17 protein-coding genes and 1 pseudogene are annotated in these 14136 nt (G+C 72.7%); 7 read left to right on the top strand and 11 right to left on the bottom strand.

The window, feature by feature from the left end; genetic code table 11:
- Nucleotides 1-7 precede the first annotated feature (7 nt).
- From GTY84_RS31895 to GTY84_RS31875, 5 genes are all read right to left on the bottom strand, one after another.
- Nucleotides 8-1021, bottom strand: coding sequence for an amidohydrolase family protein (locus tag GTY84_RS31895; RefSeq protein WP_161229905.1), 1014 nt, complete (start codon nucleotides 1019-1021; stop codon nucleotides 8-10).
- Entirely contained in the window at nucleotides 1018-1551 is a 534-nt protein-coding gene (locus tag GTY84_RS31890; RefSeq protein WP_161229904.1) for a 3-hydroxyanthranilate 3,4-dioxygenase, read from the bottom strand. Before GTY84_RS31890 ends, GTY84_RS31895 begins: the two co-directional genes overlap by 4 nt.
- Entirely contained in the window at nucleotides 1551-1976 is a 426-nt protein-coding gene (locus tag GTY84_RS31885) for a RidA family protein (RefSeq protein WP_265296030.1), read from the bottom strand. Before GTY84_RS31885 ends, GTY84_RS31890 begins: the two co-directional genes overlap by 1 nt.
- Before the next feature lie 16 nt (nucleotides 1977-1992).
- Entirely contained in the window at nucleotides 1993-2823 is an 831-nt protein-coding gene (locus GTY84_RS31880) for a fumarylacetoacetate hydrolase family protein (protein ID WP_345943597.1), read from the bottom strand.
- Between the two features lie 206 nt (nucleotides 2824-3029).
- Nucleotides 3030-4490, bottom strand: a complete 1461-nt coding sequence (locus GTY84_RS31875; RefSeq protein WP_161229903.1) for a 2-hydroxymuconic semialdehyde dehydrogenase — start codon at nucleotides 4488-4490, stop codon at nucleotides 3030-3032.
- A 163-nt stretch (nucleotides 4491-4653) separates the two neighbouring features.
- On the opposite strand from GTY84_RS31875, the gene GTY84_RS31870 reads away from it, so the two are divergent.
- A complete protein-coding gene (locus tag GTY84_RS31870; protein WP_161229902.1) occupies nucleotides 4654-5322 on the top strand; it encodes a GntR family transcriptional regulator in 669 nt (222 codons plus the stop codon).
- 126 nt (nucleotides 5323-5448) lie between these two features.
- Nucleotides 5449-6060, top strand: a pseudogene (locus tag GTY84_RS31865) (MFS transporter); the annotation flags it as partial.
- Nucleotides 6061-6230: 170 nt separating this feature from the next.
- Here GTY84_RS31865 and GTY84_RS34440 read toward each other — a convergent pair.
- Nucleotides 6231-6785, bottom strand: a complete 555-nt coding sequence (locus GTY84_RS34440; RefSeq protein ID WP_237532892.1) for a hypothetical protein — start codon at nucleotides 6783-6785, stop codon at nucleotides 6231-6233.
- A gap of 314 nt (nucleotides 6786-7099) precedes the next feature.
- On the opposite strand from GTY84_RS34440, the gene GTY84_RS35090 reads away from it, so the two are divergent.
- Nucleotides 7100-7435, top strand: coding sequence for a MerR family transcriptional regulator (locus GTY84_RS35090; protein ID WP_161229935.1), 336 nt, complete (start codon nucleotides 7100-7102; stop codon nucleotides 7433-7435).
- Nucleotides 7436-7560: 125 nt separating this feature from the next.
- Here GTY84_RS35090 and GTY84_RS31850 read toward each other — a convergent pair whose 3' ends face one another.
- Complete coding sequence (locus tag GTY84_RS31850) at nucleotides 7561-8205, bottom strand: TetR/AcrR family transcriptional regulator (RefSeq protein ID WP_161229901.1); 645 nt, start codon at nucleotides 8203-8205, stop codon at nucleotides 7561-7563.
- 87 nt (nucleotides 8206-8292) lie between these two features.
- On the opposite strand from GTY84_RS31850, the gene GTY84_RS31845 reads away from it, so the two are divergent.
- A complete protein-coding gene (locus GTY84_RS31845; RefSeq protein ID WP_161229900.1) occupies nucleotides 8293-9255 on the top strand; it encodes a zinc-binding dehydrogenase in 963 nt (320 codons plus the stop codon).
- 26 nt (nucleotides 9256-9281) lie between these two features.
- Here the strand turns inward: GTY84_RS31845 and GTY84_RS31840 are convergent, their stop codons facing one another.
- Nucleotides 9282-9842 carry a TetR/AcrR family transcriptional regulator gene (locus GTY84_RS31840; RefSeq protein ID WP_161229899.1) on the bottom strand — a complete coding sequence of 187 codons (561 nt, stop codon included), beginning with the start codon at nucleotides 9840-9842 and terminating at the stop codon, nucleotides 9282-9284.
- Nucleotides 9843-9944: 102 nt separating this feature from the next.
- Between GTY84_RS31840 and GTY84_RS31835 the strand changes: the two genes are divergently transcribed.
- Nucleotides 9945-10925 (top strand): NmrA/HSCARG family protein, encoded by a 981-nt coding sequence (locus GTY84_RS31835; RefSeq protein ID WP_161229898.1) that lies wholly within the window; start codon nucleotides 9945-9947, stop codon nucleotides 10923-10925.
- On the top strand, nucleotides 10922-11074 hold the full coding sequence (locus GTY84_RS31830; protein WP_161229897.1) for a hypothetical protein: 153 nt from the start codon (nucleotides 10922-10924) through the stop codon (nucleotides 11072-11074). Before GTY84_RS31835 ends, GTY84_RS31830 begins: the two co-directional genes overlap by 4 nt.
- Nucleotides 11075-11128: 54 nt before the next feature.
- On the opposite strand, the gene GTY84_RS31825 is transcribed toward GTY84_RS31830, so the two are convergent.
- Nucleotides 11129-11914, bottom strand: a complete 786-nt coding sequence (locus GTY84_RS31825) for a sulfite exporter TauE/SafE family protein (RefSeq protein ID WP_161229896.1) — start codon at nucleotides 11912-11914, stop codon at nucleotides 11129-11131.
- A gap of 471 nt (nucleotides 11915-12385) precedes the next feature.
- Here GTY84_RS31825 and GTY84_RS31820 point away from each other — a divergent pair, with 471 nt between their 5' ends.
- Entirely contained in the window at nucleotides 12386-12793 is a 408-nt protein-coding gene (locus GTY84_RS31820) for a hypothetical protein (protein ID WP_161229895.1), read from the top strand.
- Between the two features lie 20 nt (nucleotides 12794-12813).
- Here GTY84_RS31820 and GTY84_RS31815 read toward each other — a convergent pair whose 3' ends face one another.
- Both GTY84_RS31815 and GTY84_RS31810 read right to left on the bottom strand, forming a co-directional pair.
- Nucleotides 12814-13065 carry a hypothetical protein gene (locus GTY84_RS31815; protein WP_161229894.1) on the bottom strand — a complete coding sequence of 84 codons (252 nt, stop codon included), beginning with the start codon at nucleotides 13063-13065 and terminating at the stop codon, nucleotides 12814-12816.
- Nucleotides 13066-13228: 163 nt separating this feature from the next.
- Entirely contained in the window at nucleotides 13229-13900 is a 672-nt protein-coding gene (locus tag GTY84_RS31810; RefSeq protein ID WP_161229893.1) for an SMI1/KNR4 family protein, read from the bottom strand.
- Between the last annotated feature and the right edge of the window lie 236 nt (nucleotides 13901-14136).

The raw sequence follows: 14136 nt of genomic DNA, 5'->3' as shown, positions 1-14136 counted from the left end.
CTCCACCTCAGTTCGACCGCGCCCCGCGCGGTCCGAGAAACCGCAGGGCGTTCCCGCCCAGCACCAGGCCCCGCTCGTCGGCCGTGAGCGTCTTCGAGCCGCGCACCACGGCACCCACCGGTCGTTCTCCGAGCGGGTAGGGGTAGTCGCTGCCGAGCATCACCCGCTCGGCGCCGAGCGTGTCGATCAGCAGCCTCAGCGGACGTTCGTCGAAGACGACGCTGTCCACGAAGAACCGGCCGACATAGGAGGACGGCGGCATCCGGGAGGTGCCGACCACGTCGTTCCTGCGGTGCCAGGCGTTGTCCATCCGGCCCAGCCAGAAGGCGAACGACCCCCCGCCGTGGGCGAAGCAGATCCGCAGGCTCTCGGGCACCCGGTCGAAGACCCCGCCGAGCACCATCGCGAGGAGGGAGAGATGGGTCTCCGCGGGCATCCCGGCGAGCCACTGGGCCATCCACCGTTCCAGCCGCGGCCCGGTGGGCAGGTCCCAGGGGTGCACGAACACCGGGGCGCCGACCCGGGCGCAGTGCTGGAGGAAGGTGACGATCCCCTCGTCGTCGAGGTCGCGGTCGCCGACGTGGTTGCCGATCTCCACCCCGCGGTGGCCGGCGGCCAGGCAGCGGTCCAGTTCCCGGCAGGCCGCGTCCGGGTCCTGGAGGGGCACCTGACAGAACGGCAGCAGCCGGTCCGGGGCCTGGGCGCAGATGTCCAGCGCGAGGTCGTTGAAGACCCGGGCGACCGCGAGCGCCTGGTCCGCGGGCCGTTCGTAGCCGAAGAACACCGGTGTCGGGGAGACCACTTGGACGTCGACGCCGTCGGCGTCCATGTCGGCCAGCCTGGTCGGGACGTCCCAGCACTCCGCGCCGATCCGGCGGAACTCCCGGGAACCCAGCATGATCATGGCCTCGCGGCCCGGCCCGCCGCGCAGCCACGGCCAGTCCCGGCCACCGCCCGCCACCTCGGCGAGGTCGGGCCAGTGTCCCGGCACGTGGTGCGTGTGCACGTCGATCACCGTCATGTCGCCGCACCGCCCCGGCCGGGGTGGAGGGCGCCGCACTCGCGGCAGGTCCGGGCCCGCTCGTCCGCGTAGAAGTCCTCGAAGACCGGGGGCAGGTCGGTGACGATGTCGCTCACCTGGAGTTCCGCCTCGTGGACGAGTGCGCTGCACTCCCGGCAGTACCACTGGAAGCACTCGATGGTGCCCTCCTCGCGTACCCGCTCCAGCACCAGTCCTATGGAGCCGGGTTCGGGCCGCTGGGGCGAGTGCGGGATGTTGCGCGGCAGCAGCCACATCTCGCCCTCGCGGATGTGCACGGTCCGGGGGCCGTCCGGGGCCATCAGATGCACGTGCATGTCGCCCTTGATCTGGTAGAACCACTCCTCGAACGGGTCGACGTGGTAGTCGGTGCGCTCATTGGGCCCGCCCACCACCTGCACGATCAGGTCCTCGGAGCCCTCGAACACCACCTTGTTGTTCACCGGGGGCAGCAGCTCCTCGGCGTGCTCCTTCAGCCAGCGCGTGAAGTGGGCCGTCGTGGGAATGTCCATCAGGGGTTCTCCTTCGGTGCGGGGTCCGCGGGCACATGGGCGACCGCCTGGATCTCGATGAGCAGATGGGGGTGCGGCAACTGGTGCACGGCGACGGTGGTACGGGTCGGCCCCGACTCGTCGAAGAAGGCCCCGTACACCTCGTTGTATCCGCCGAAGTCGTTCATGTTGACCAGGTACGACGTCACCTGGACGAGGTCCGAGAGGTCCGCGCCGGCCGCCGCGAGCAGATCGGCGATGTTGGTGATCACGGCCCGGGTCTGCTCCCGGATGTCCAGCCGCGTCGTGCCCATCGCGTCGCTCTCCGCGCCCACGATCGAGTTGTCCGGACGGCGGCTGCTCGTCCCGGAGATGAAGAGGAGGTCCCCGGCCCGGCGGACATGGGGGAACCGGCCGCGCGGGACCGCCTTGCCCTCGACGGTCACCGCCGCCCGCAGTGCCTCAGCCACGGCCGCCCCCCGAGATCAGCGAGGCGGAGCCCAGGCCGTCGACGCTCACCCGTACGGTGCTGCCGGCCGGCAGCGGCGCCGCCGCCGTCGCCGCGCCCGCGAGGACCAGCGTGCCCGCGGGCACGGGGATCCCGTAGCGCGCGGCCAGCACCGCGGCGGCGGCCAGGGCGTCCAGCGGGTTGCCCAGGATGGCCGCCGTCGACCCGGTCCGGACCTCGGTCCCGTCGATGTCGAGCCGTACGCCGAGGTCGGCCAGCCCGTCCGGCACCTCCGTCCACTCCCCCACGGTGAACGCCGCGCTCGACGCGTTGTCGGCCACCACGTCCACGAGGCTGAACCGGAAGTCCCGGTACCGGGAGTCGATCACCTCCAGCGCCGGGGCCACCGCCGTGACCCGCGGTTCCTCGCCCGGCCGCAGGTCCGCGCCGAGCAGGAAGGCGACCTCCGGCTCCACCCGCGGGTGGATCAGCCCGCCCATGTCCAGGCCGCCCCCGTCGTCGACCCGCATCGCGTCGGTGAGCCGTCCGACGATCAGCTCGTCGACGCCCATCTGCGCCATCTTGGCGTGGCTGGTGAAGCCGAGCTTGATCCCCACGGGACGCTCGCCGCGCGCGCACCGCAGCGCGAGCAGCGCCTCCTGCGCCCGGTAGGCCCCGGCCAGGTCGAAGGCCCCTTCCTCGAACTGCGGTACGGCCCCGGCCCTCCGCTGGGCCTCGTCCAGCACCGCCGCCACGTCGTCGGGGTGCGTGGCCCCGCCGATCCCTCCTGTCGTGCCCGCTCGCGCGGTCGCGCCGTTCCGTGGGGTGTCTTGCGTCCGTTGCACTGTGCTTCGTCCTCCAGATGTCCATTGGGTGCGGCGACGCGTCCGGGCGCGCCCACGCCAGGGGCGTGGGCGGCCGGTCTCCGCCGTCGTCGCGCGTCCGGGCGTGCCCCCGGTGGGGGGCGGTGCCGGGACGGTCGTGCGCCCGGGACCCCCGCCCGGACCGCGTGTCCGCGTGTCCGCGGTGGCGAGGTGTCCCGGGTCTGCGGCTACAGCTCCACGCAGACGTTGGTGGGCTCCGTGTAGAAGTGGAGCGAGTGGGTGCCACCCTCACGGCCGATGCCGGAGAGGCCGAACCCGCCGAAGGGTGAGCGCAGATCGCGCAGGTACCAGCAGTTGACCCAGGCGATCCCCGCGCGCATCCGCTGGGCGACGCGGTGGCCCCGGCGCAGGTCCTCCGTCCAGACCGCGGCGGCCAGGCCGTACCGCGTGTCGTTGGCCCTGCGCACCACCTCCTCCTCGGTGTCGAAGGGCAGTACGGCGCAGACCGGGCCGAAGATCTCCTCGCGCACCGCCCGGTGGCCGTCGTCGAGCCCGGTGACGACGGTCGGTTCGATCCAGGCGCCCCCGTCCAGGTCCCCGCCCAACTCCGGCACCCCGCCGCCCGCCACCAGCCGGCCGTCGGCGCGGGCGGCGGCGTAGAAGCCGAGTACCTTCTCGCGGTGCTTGCGCGAGATGAGCGGGCCGAGGTTCGTGGCAGGGTCGTCGGGGCGGCCGGGGCGCAGCGCCCCGGCGCGTTCCGCCAGTCCCTGAACCACCGTGTCGAACACCGACCGCTGGACGTAGACCCGTTCGGTGCACAGGCAGACCTGGCCGGTGTTGGCGAAGACCGACTCGGCGAGCCCGGCGACGGCACGGTCGAGGTCGGCGTCCTCGAAGACGATCGCCGCGTTCTTCCCGCCGAGTTCGAACGAGACGGGGGTGACCCCCGGCGCGACCGCCCGCATGATCGCCGAACCGGTGGACGACTCCCCCGTGAACGTGACCGCGTCGACGCCGGGGTGCGTGGTCAGGAACTCGCCCGCGGACTCCGGCCCGAAGCCGTGGACAACGTTGTACGCGCCGTTGGGCAGCCCGGCCCCGGCCATCACCTCGGCGAGCAGGGCGGCGGTCGACGGAGTCTCCTCGGAGGGCTTGACGACCACGGCGTTGCCACAGGCCAGGGCGGGCGCCACCTTCCAGGTGAGCAGGAGCAGCGGAAGGTTCCAGGGCACGATCACCGCCACCACCCCCACCGGCTTCCGGAAGGCGTAGTTCAGCGCCCTTCGCCCCGTCGGCGTCTCCGTGTGGAACGCGTCGAGCCCCACGGTCGCCGCCATGTCGGCGAACTGGCGGAAGTTCGCGACGGCGCGTGACACGTCCAACTCCCGTGCCAAGCGCTCCGGTTTACCGGTGTCCGCCACCTCGGCCGCGACGAAGTCCTCGAAGCGCTCCTCGATCCCCTCGGCGATCCTGCGCAGCAGGGCGACGCGGTCGGGCGTGCTCATCCGTGCCCACGGTCCGTCGTCCACCGCCCGGCGCGCGGCCCTGACGGCGGCGTCCACCTCCTCCCGCCCCGCCTCGTGCACTTGGGCAACCACGCCGCCGTCCACGGGGCTGATCTTCTCGAAAACGGCGGAACCTTCCACAAAGGCCCCGTCGACAAAACCCCGGACACTTCTGGGATGCATGATTCGCCCCCTCTGTCACCTATATCAGGGTGTTCATACCGAACCGACCATTCTGGTCCGATGTCCGAGGACAGTATGGCTGGATCTTAGAAAAAACAAGACCTAAGATGACGGCAGTGCACTTGTGTGCATGTCATGCGTCATCCGAGCGAATCGAGGATCCATGCAGTCCACGGGCATCGCGAAGCCGGTCACCGTGCACGAGGCCGTCCTGCACGAGCTGCGCAAATGGCTCTTCTCCGGACGGCTGACGCCGGGTCAGCCCCTGCGCCAGGAAGCCATCGCCGAGGAGCTGGGCGTCAGCGTGGTGCCCGTGCGCGAGGCGCTGAAGACCCTGGAGACCGAGGGCCAGGTCACCTACCGTCCCCGGCGGGGCTTCTCCGTCACCTACCTGGGCATGGACGAGCTGATCGAGCTGTGCGACATCAGGTGCAACCTGGAGAGCCTGGCGGTGACGCGCGGGCTGCCGAACCTCACCGAGGAGGACCTGGTCACGATGGACCGGCTCCTGGACGAGATGGCCGCCAGCGCCGAGAGCGGCCAGGTGATCGAACTGGGCCGGCTGGACCGGCGCTTCCACTTCCTGGTCTTCGAGCGCGCCGGGATGCCGCAGCTCCTCCGCCTGATCACCCAGCTCTGGGACAAGTCGGACCCGTACCGCGCCATGTTCTTCTCCGACGACAACCTGCGGCGCTACGACAGGAAGGCCCACGACGAGATCCTCGCCGCCACCCGCCGCCGCGACGCGGTCGAACTGTGCGCGCTGCTCGACGAACACCGGCGCAGCGCGCTGAACAAGCTCGGGCACCTGCTGCAGAAGCCGGGGAAGTAACCCCGTGCGCGGAGCCCCGGCGTGCCGGGGCCATCAGGGCTCGTCAGGGCTCGGCAGGGGGCCGACGGCGGCGCCGGCCGCCCGGCGGTCGGCCGCGCGGGGCGGGGGCGGGCGCCGTACCGGGGCCTCCCCGTCCTGCGGTCGGCGCTCCTGGCACTGCCCGGAGCCGTCGTGCTCACCACGGCCTGCGTCGTGGCCCCGAGGGCCGTCGACCGCTTCGGCAGGCGCGCCGCGCTGCTCGTGTGCCACTTCTCCATCGCCGCCGGTCTCCTCCTGCCGCTCCTCACCACCGCCACCGGCGGGACCGGCCGGCACATCGCCTCCACCGTGGTCGCGGGCCTCGGCTACGGCATCTCCTTCGCCGTCGTCGCCGACACCGCCGTCGCCGCGGTCCCTGCCGAGCGGGTCGGCTCCGCCGGGGCGATCGCCGAGACCAGCAACGAGATCGGCAACGCCCTCGGCATCGCGCTGCTCGGTTCGCTCGCCGCCCCGGTGTTCCGGCTCGGGGTCCCCGGCCTCGCCCCCACACTCGACGAGGCGCTCCAACTCCCCGGCCTCACGCCGTCGGTCGTCACCGACGCCAGGTCGGCCTTCGTCACCGGCCTGCACGTCGTCGCGGCGACGGCAGGACTCCTGCGCCTCGTCCTCGGCCTGCTCACACGCCGCCGGCTGCCACGGGAGGACGTCGGGGGCGGGGCCGGGAGGGAACTCGGGGCGCGGGCGACGGCGAAGCCGTGATCCGGGCTTCCCTCCGGGAGTGTTGTCCTGGTGACGCCACAAGGAGCACCGCGGAGAGCGGTCCCGCCATGCCCTCCCCCACCGCCGGACAGTCGAGCCCCACGCCGTGAAGGGCCGCGCCAACGGGCACCGGCCGACGACCGCACAGAGCACTCGTCCCTCAACTGAACTCACCGGCATGGTCGATGGCCCATCGCGCGAACGTGCGGGCCGGGCGGCCGGTCAGCCGCTCGACGTGATCGGTGACGCGCTTCGACCCCGGTCGGCGCGCCGAGGCGGCGATCAGCGCCTCCACCAACCGCTCGGGACGGCCGTCCGCGAGCATGCGGGACCGGGCGGGAGCGGGCGGGACCGGCGGGAAGCGCCGTGAAGCTCAGTCTGCGCCCGAGGGCGTCACCGAGCCGGGCGACCTGATCGGCCCGGCCGAGCACCTCGGGCCCGGTCAACAGGTAAGGGGCGGGGGCCCGTTGGGCGTGGTGCGGAGCGAGCAGTACGGCCGCGGCCGCGTCGGCGACATCGCTTTCGTCGACGACGGCCGTGCGCGCGGTGTCCACGCCGGCGATCACGTCGCCCACACGCAACTGAGCTGTCCAGCCACGGACGTTGGAGGCCAGCGTGTCACTGCGCAGGACCACGGGCCGCAGTCCGGCGTCGCGCAACAGGACTTCCATGTCGGCGTGCACCTGGACGATGGGATCGCTCTGGCGGGCGGCGTCGTCGTCCATCGCCGTCGAGGACACGTAGACGACACGGGGGCGCGGCCGCGACGAGTTCCGCGACCACGGGGTGGGCGGGAGCGGAGTCGAGCAGGGGCCAGAGGAGAAGGACGGTGTCGATGTCCCGGAGCGCGGCGCGGAACACCGCGGGTTCCGTGAGGTCGCCGACCACCGATTCGGCATCGTCCGGGAGGCCCGGCGTCCGGCGGTGCACCAGGCGGCGCACACGCGCCACGTACCCGGAGGCGGTCGACGACCGCACGGCCGAGGTTGCCGGCCGCACCGGTGACCAATACCGAGGCACCACGACGGGCGCCCGTGGCATCGAGGCCCATGTGTTGCGGCATTGGGAGGAGACGGGGGCGCTCACCGTGCCCCGCGACGGCCACGGCTACCGCGTCTACGACGACAGCGCCCTGGAGCAGGCACGCACCGTGCTGAAGCTGCGCCGCGTCGGGCTGTGCCTACCGGAGGTGAGGGCCGCGATGACGCCGAGGAAACAGGATGCGCAGGCGGTGGTGAGGGCGAAGATCACCGCACTCGAGGGCGAACTCGCCCGCACACGCCAGGCCATCACCTTCCTCCTGCACACCGTCGAGTGCCGGCACCGCTACCTCGACGACTGCCCGGACTGCGCACACTTCGTCCGTGAGCCCTGATCGGGCCTTCTTCGAGGCTCCCCGCCCAGCGCCGACCGGGCCCCGCAGGCGTCCTGCCGGCCGCCGCCCGGCCTCGGTGGCGAGGGCGCCGACGGCCGGCTCCGCGGACCGTGGTGGTGACGGGGTCACGACGGGCCGGGTGAGCCGGAGGGCCGCAGGTCCGGGACCGGCGGCAGCGATGCGGGGGCTCCCGTCCCGGATGGGGCTCGGAATGCCTCGATCACGTAGGCGGCGAAGCGGCGGGAGGCTGCCGGCCGGGCGGCGGGAGGGGCGTCCAGGACGCCTTGGTGGGCCATGAGCATGAGGACCAGGTCGTCGACGACGAAATCGGGGCGGAGCCGGCCGGAGGCACGGGCTCGGCGGGCCAGTTCGGTGACCGCCGGTACGGTTCCTCCGCGGTCGGCGGTGAGGTCGGCGGCTTCGGGGAAGGCCGTCATGGCGGTATCGGCGAAGTCGCGGCTGTGTGCGTGGAGTTCACAGATCCGCTGGATCAGGCTCTGGAAGCCGTGCCAGGGGTCCGGGTCGGCGAGGGCGTCACGGACGGCGGTGTGGCAGGCCCGGCGCTGCTGGGTGAGGGCTTCGGCGATCAGGGCCCGCTTGGTGGGGAAGTGCCGGTACAGCGTAGCGGGGGCCACGCCCGCGTGCCGGGCGACTTCGCGGACGGGGGCGCCCAGGCCGTCCTCTCCGAACACCGCGCGGGCGGCGTCCAGGATCCGGGCCCGGTTGTCGTGGGCGTCGCGGCGGGCGGATCGAGGCAGTCGGCGGGTCATTCTCTCTCGTTTCGGTCGGGCGGACCGAGCGGTCCGGTACGGTCCGATCGCGGCATCGTCGTCCCGCCACCGGTTCAGGGAGACATCATGAAGGCTGTCGTCATCAGGACGTTCGGTGATCCCGGCGGGCTGGAGGTCGCCGACCTGCCCGTGCCCCTTCCGGCGCCGGGCCAGGTGCAGATCGCCGTGGAGGCGATCGGGGTGGGCGGGGTGGATGCCGTCATCCGCCGCGGGACCCTCCCCTCCCACGGTTTCAGGGCAGGCCACCTTCTGGGCAGTGAGGTCACCGGAACTGTCTCCGCCCTGGGAGAGGGCGTGGACGGCTCATGGGTCGGGCGGCGTGTGTGGGCGTCCACCGGCCTGTCCGGCGGGTATGCCGCGTACGCCGTCGCCCCGGTCGATGAGGTGCTGCCGCTGCCTCATGGCCTCGGCAACGCGGAGGCGGTGGCCCTCGGCGGCTCCGGCGTCGTGGCCCACTTCGCTCTGGAGCGGGCCCGCTTCGCGCCGGGCGACGAGGTCCTTGTCCGGGGGGCCGCGGGCAGCATCGGGATCACGGCCGTCCAGCTCGCGGCCGGCGGAGGGGCGGGCGCGGTGGCGGTCACCACGTCCTCGGCGGAGCGCGGTGCCCGGCTGAAGGAGCTCGGCGCGACCCATGTCCTGGGCCGGGCGGGCGAGGGGGGACCGGACGCGCCGGAGGGCTTCGATGTCGTGATCGACGTGGTCGCCGGTGCGCGGCTTCCGGTCTTCGTGGACAGGCTGAACCCCAACGGGCGTTACATGGCCGTCGGCGTGGTCGGCGGGCCGCCGCCGGTGGACTTCGGCATGCGGTTGATGGCCGGCTTCCGCAGGTCGCTGTCGTTCGCCACCTTCAGCTCCGACACGGTGCCCGGGCCCGACCGGCAGGCCGTACGGGCCTCCCAGTTCGCCGATGCCGCGGCTGGGAGGCTGCGCGCGGTCGTGCACCGGGTGCTTCCGCTGGAGGAAGCGGCGTCGGCCCACCGCGCGATGGACGCGGGAGAGGTGTTCGGGAGGATCGTCCTCACGCCCTGAGCCCGGCGTCCACAGCATGGTGCGGATCAGCTTCGCGGGCAGATGCCGCGCACGGTCAGGGCGAGCAGCCGTTGCGCCTCGGCGGCAGGGTCCTGGTGCTGCTCCGTGGCGAGCGTGAGGCCGGTGACCAGCGTAATCAGGTCGGCCGTGGTTACCTCGGGCGCCACCGCGCCGGACCGGGCGGCACGGTGCAGCAGCGGGTCCACGGCGCCGCCGAGCCGGGCCGAGCAGGCGTTCACGTGATCGGCCTCGTCCGCCGCGTCCTTGAGCAGGGCATCGGCCATGCCGCGTGCGGAGGTTGCGTACCGGGTGAGGGCGCTCAGCCAGTCAAGCAGTGCGGACCGTGGGTCGTCGGCGCTGGTGAGTTCCGCGGCGAGGGCGCACAGTGCGTCGATCCGGTTGCTGAACACCGCTTCCAGAAGGGCCCTCCGGGTGGGGAAGTGCCGGCGGACGGTGGCCGATCCGACTCCGGCGGTACGGGCGATCTGCTCCAGGGAGGCGTCGGCACCGTGCGCGGCGACCTCGGCTTCCGCTATGGCAAGGATCAGGGCGTAGTTGCGCCGGGCGTCCGCGCGCTGGCCGGTCATGGGGCGTCTCCGTGCTTGCTAAGTGGCGGGGCCCTCCGTATCGTACCCGGGGGTAAACGGCGGGCCCCGCCATTTACCTTCGGTACTCGGCGGAGGAGCTTCATGACCACGCAGTCCGTTGTTCCCGTTCTGGTCGCCGGCGCCACCGGCCGCCAGGGCGGTGCCACCGCGCGCGCCCTGATCGCCGCGGGGATTCCCGTCCGGGCGCTGGTCCGCGACCCGGCCACCGACCGGGCGAAGGCGGTCGAGGCGCTGGGCGCCGAGCTCATCACCGGTGACCTGGACGACCCCGGCTCGGTACGCCGCGCCGCCGAAGGAGCGCGCGCGGTGTTCTCCGTCCAGATGCCCGACATGGACGGCCGCGGCTTCGACGGCGAGGTCGCGCAGGCCGTCAACCTGATCGAAGGAGCCCGAGCCGCGGGAGTCCCGCAGTTCGTCCACACCTCTGTCTCCGGTGCGGGGCAGCATGTCAGCTGGGTCAAGGACCAGTGGGCGTGGATGGAGCCGTACTACAGCGCCAAGGCCGGGATCCAGGACCGGGTCCGTGAGGCGGGCTTCACGCACTGGACGCTCATCAAGCCGGGCTTCTTCATGGAGAACTTCCTCCCCTCAGCCCGGATCATGTTCCCCCGCGGCGTCGAGGGCGGGCTGGTGACCCTGCTCAAGCCCGCGACCCGGCTCTCCCTCGTCGCCGTCGCCGACATCGGCACGGCGGCGGCCGCGGCCATCGCCGAGCCGGAACGGCTCGACCGGGTCGAACTCGAACTGGCCGGCGACTTCCTGTCCATGACGGACATCGCCGCGATCCTCTCCCGCGCCCTGGGCGTCGAGTTGGCGGCACCCGACATGACCGGCGAGGAGGCGACCGTCGCCGGGATGCCCGACATGGGCTTCGCGCAGGCCTGCATCAACGAGGAACCCCAGCCGGCCCGCCCCGGTTTCGCGAAGGATCTGGGCCTGCCCCTCACCACCTTCGAGAGGTGGGCGCGGGACCAGCTCCGGGGCGACGGGCAACAGGGGACCTCTTCAGGCGACCTGTCCGCCGCCGACGCTCCGCACGAGGGGACCCGGGAGAGCGGGTGAGCCTCGGCCGCACCGTGATGCCCCACCTCTTCGACGGCCGCTCCGGGACGGCCTCGGCGCCGCCGAAGCACGCCTGCACACCGGCCCAGGCCCAGGTAATGGACACCGACCGATTCACCGTCGACGTGTCCCGTGGCACCGAAGAGTGAGCGCGTGCCGTCGAAGTTCCCCCCGTGCCGCAAGGCCTGAGGTCGATCGCGGGCTCAGCGCAGCACATCGATCGCGTAGAGGGTGCCGACGGCGGTGGCGAGGGTGCCGAGGAGGAGGCGGAGGAAGGTCTCGGACAGACGTGGTTGGAGGCGGGCGCCGAGGTAGCCGCCGATGAGGCCGCCGAGGCCGCAGGCCGGGCCGAGCAGCCAGTCGGGGGCGATGCTGCCTGGATGGGCCAGGGAGAGCAGGGCGTAGGTGGAGGCGCCGACCAGGGATGTGGCGAAGGTGGAGGCGAGAGCGGCGGGGGCGACCTTGGCGACGGGGACGCCCCGTCCGACGAGGATGGGGCCGAGGATCGAGCCGCCGCCGATCCCGTAGATGCCGCCGACGACACCGACCGCGAGCGCCAGACCGGTCACCGTCCGGGGGCGGGGCTCGGGGCGTCGGTCCGCAGGGGGTGCGGGTCGCAGGGTTCGGGTGATGAGCCAGATGCCGAGAGGCAGCATCAGCGCGGCGACCAGGAGGCGGAAGACATGGGGACCGGGCAGGACGAACACCCGGACGGCCGCTCCGAGGACGACGCCGGGCAGCGTGCCCAGCACGAGGCGGCGTGCGAGCGGTCCGGCAAGAGCGCCGTCGCGCCGGTAGCGCAGCAGGGCGCCGGGTCCCGCCACCACGTTGTAGAGCAGGTTGGTGGGGGTGACGGCGGGGTTGGGCACGGCGAAAACGCTGAGCTGCACCGGCAGCAGGAACAGCGCCCCTGACACTCCGACCGGCGCGGTCACCGCGGCGATCAACATCCCGACCGCGAGGCCGGCCACCCCCGACTCCCACGCCATCCGCTCCCCCGCCCGTCGCGACCTGCTCGAAGAGCAACGACCGCCGAAGTCGGCGTCGTCACCGGCGATGTCACCCTCGCCACCACCTGCGCCGCGACGGCGAGGCGGACCTGACGACCCAGCACACCGAAGCCGCAGAATGCCACACCTTGACCGGGAGCCCCGTGCCCTTCCCCGCCGACGGTCCGACCGCCCTGCACGCACCCGTCCTGGACCTGGTGCGCCAGGGAGGCGGAGCGGAAGCCTCCCGCTGATTCACAGACAGCCGAGGCATATCCGTCCTCCCACTTCCCCGCCCGGGCAGGCAGGGCCCGTTCACTGACTCAGCGATCTCGCGGGAGAACGCAGCAAGGTCCACCCGTTCCCGTTGCCCTCACGTCCGCCTCGAAGTCATTCCCGTAGACGCCGTGACTGAATGCCTACCCGTCGACATCCGGCATCACTGTCAGTGGCGGCTGCGATGCTGCAGGCATGACCCCTTGGAACCTGCTCGTCCTCGACGAGGCCCTGCGGGGCAGTTGGGCCGCCGACACCTGTTCCCCCGACGACTTCGCCCGCGCCGGCTGGCAGCCCGCCAACCCGGCGTGGGGGCACTGTGACATCACCGCCCTGATCGTGCACGACATCTTCGGCGGTGATCTCATGGTCGGCGAGGTCCATCATGCGGGGGAACAGCACGGATTCCACTGGTGGAACCGCTTGCCGAGCGGTGCGGAACTCGACCTGACACACGAGCAGTTCCAGGACGGCCAGACCATTACCGAGGGATGCGCCGTCAAGCGCCCGCCAGGACCTCTGCCCCGGCGCCGAGAGGAGTACCTTCGCCTGCGTGAGCGCGTCGTCAAACGCCTCGGCCATCTTCCCGAACCTGCCGCCTGACCACCATGGAACCCTCCACGTCACAGGCCGCGCGCGGAGCACCCCCGGCCGCCGCCGCGCAAGCCCGGACACCGTCGCCCCCGTGCCCCGATCGCCCACGGCACCCCGATCGCGCCGGGTGGCCCCTCGGCCGAACGAAGCCCGTCGCGGGCGATCGAGTCCACGCCCGGGTGCACGGTCAGCTCTGCGGCGAACAGCGTCGGGGCGCCCCCGGCGGCGGCCCGCGCATCGGCGAGTTCCCCGACGTGCAGGTGGGCGGTGCCGGTGATCATCTCGCTTCCCGGACCGCCGGGGCCTCCGTGGACGACCAGTGGCCCATGGCCGCCCTCCGGCGGAGGCAGGGCGGCGCGGGCCTCCTCAGTCCGCGAGGCTGCGCGGCCTCGGCGACCCGCTGGGCCCAGGCGGACAGAAACTCGCCCAGAACCCTCCGCGAACTCAGGAACCGGCCGTCGGCGCCGGTGTCAGCGGCTCTCCGTTGAGCTGGGTCTCGCCCTTGAGCGACCACCACAGTTCCCCGTCGGTCGTGAGGAAGGGGGCCCACGTTCCCCCCACCGCCCCGCCCTTCTCCAGGACGTCGGCGACCTCGGTCAGGTACGCCGCCAGCGACGGCCAGCCGTCGGCGAAGACGCCGCAGTGGTCGTGGTAGGCCATGCCGAGGCGGCCCTGGTCGGGGCCCGGGCGCATGTCGATGATCTGGGCGTCGCCGTCGCTCTGGGCCCAGGGAATCCACTGGGGGTGCCACCAGGGCTCCTCGCCCTCGGGCTCCGGCTCGTCCTCGTCGGCGCGGGTGTACTCGTCGATCTCGACGCACATCTGCCAGTGGTCGACGATCCCGGCGACGGGCTCGGGCGGCCTCAGGGGCAGGCAGTTGTCCCAGTGGCGCAGGCCGTTGTGACAGGCGAGGGAGGCGAGGAGGTCCGCCGGGAAACCAACCCCCATCTCGGCCTGGGCCGCCTCGACCGCCGCCGGGTCGGCGGGCGGCGCCAGCACCTCGTAGGAGTCCGGGGCGTGGGCGCGCATCCACGCGTCGATGCGCGCCCAGGCGTCCCGCACCGCCCCGGCGCGCGCCTCGTCCCCGACGGTCCCCGTCGTTCCGTGATCGCTCATGCGTCCGATCCCACCACACGTCACCGACTCGGCGGAATCGCGTTCCCCCACGCCCGCCCAGCCGCGTCCACCGCCGGCGGCAGACCGGACGACGCGAGAGCCGCGAGACCGTCCACGCGGTCACCAGCCTCGACGCTCACCAGACCACTTCCGCCGACCTGGCCACCGCGATCCGCGGCCACCGGACAGTGGAAGCCCTGCACCACATGCGCGACGTGACCTTCACCGATGACGCC

The sequence above is a fragment of the Streptomyces sp. SID8352 genome, from assembly GCF_009862265.1.
Taxonomy (GTDB): Bacteria; Actinomycetota; Actinomycetes; order Streptomycetales; family Streptomycetaceae; genus Streptomyces.
This window is presented reverse-complemented; position numbering and strand designations above follow the sequence as displayed.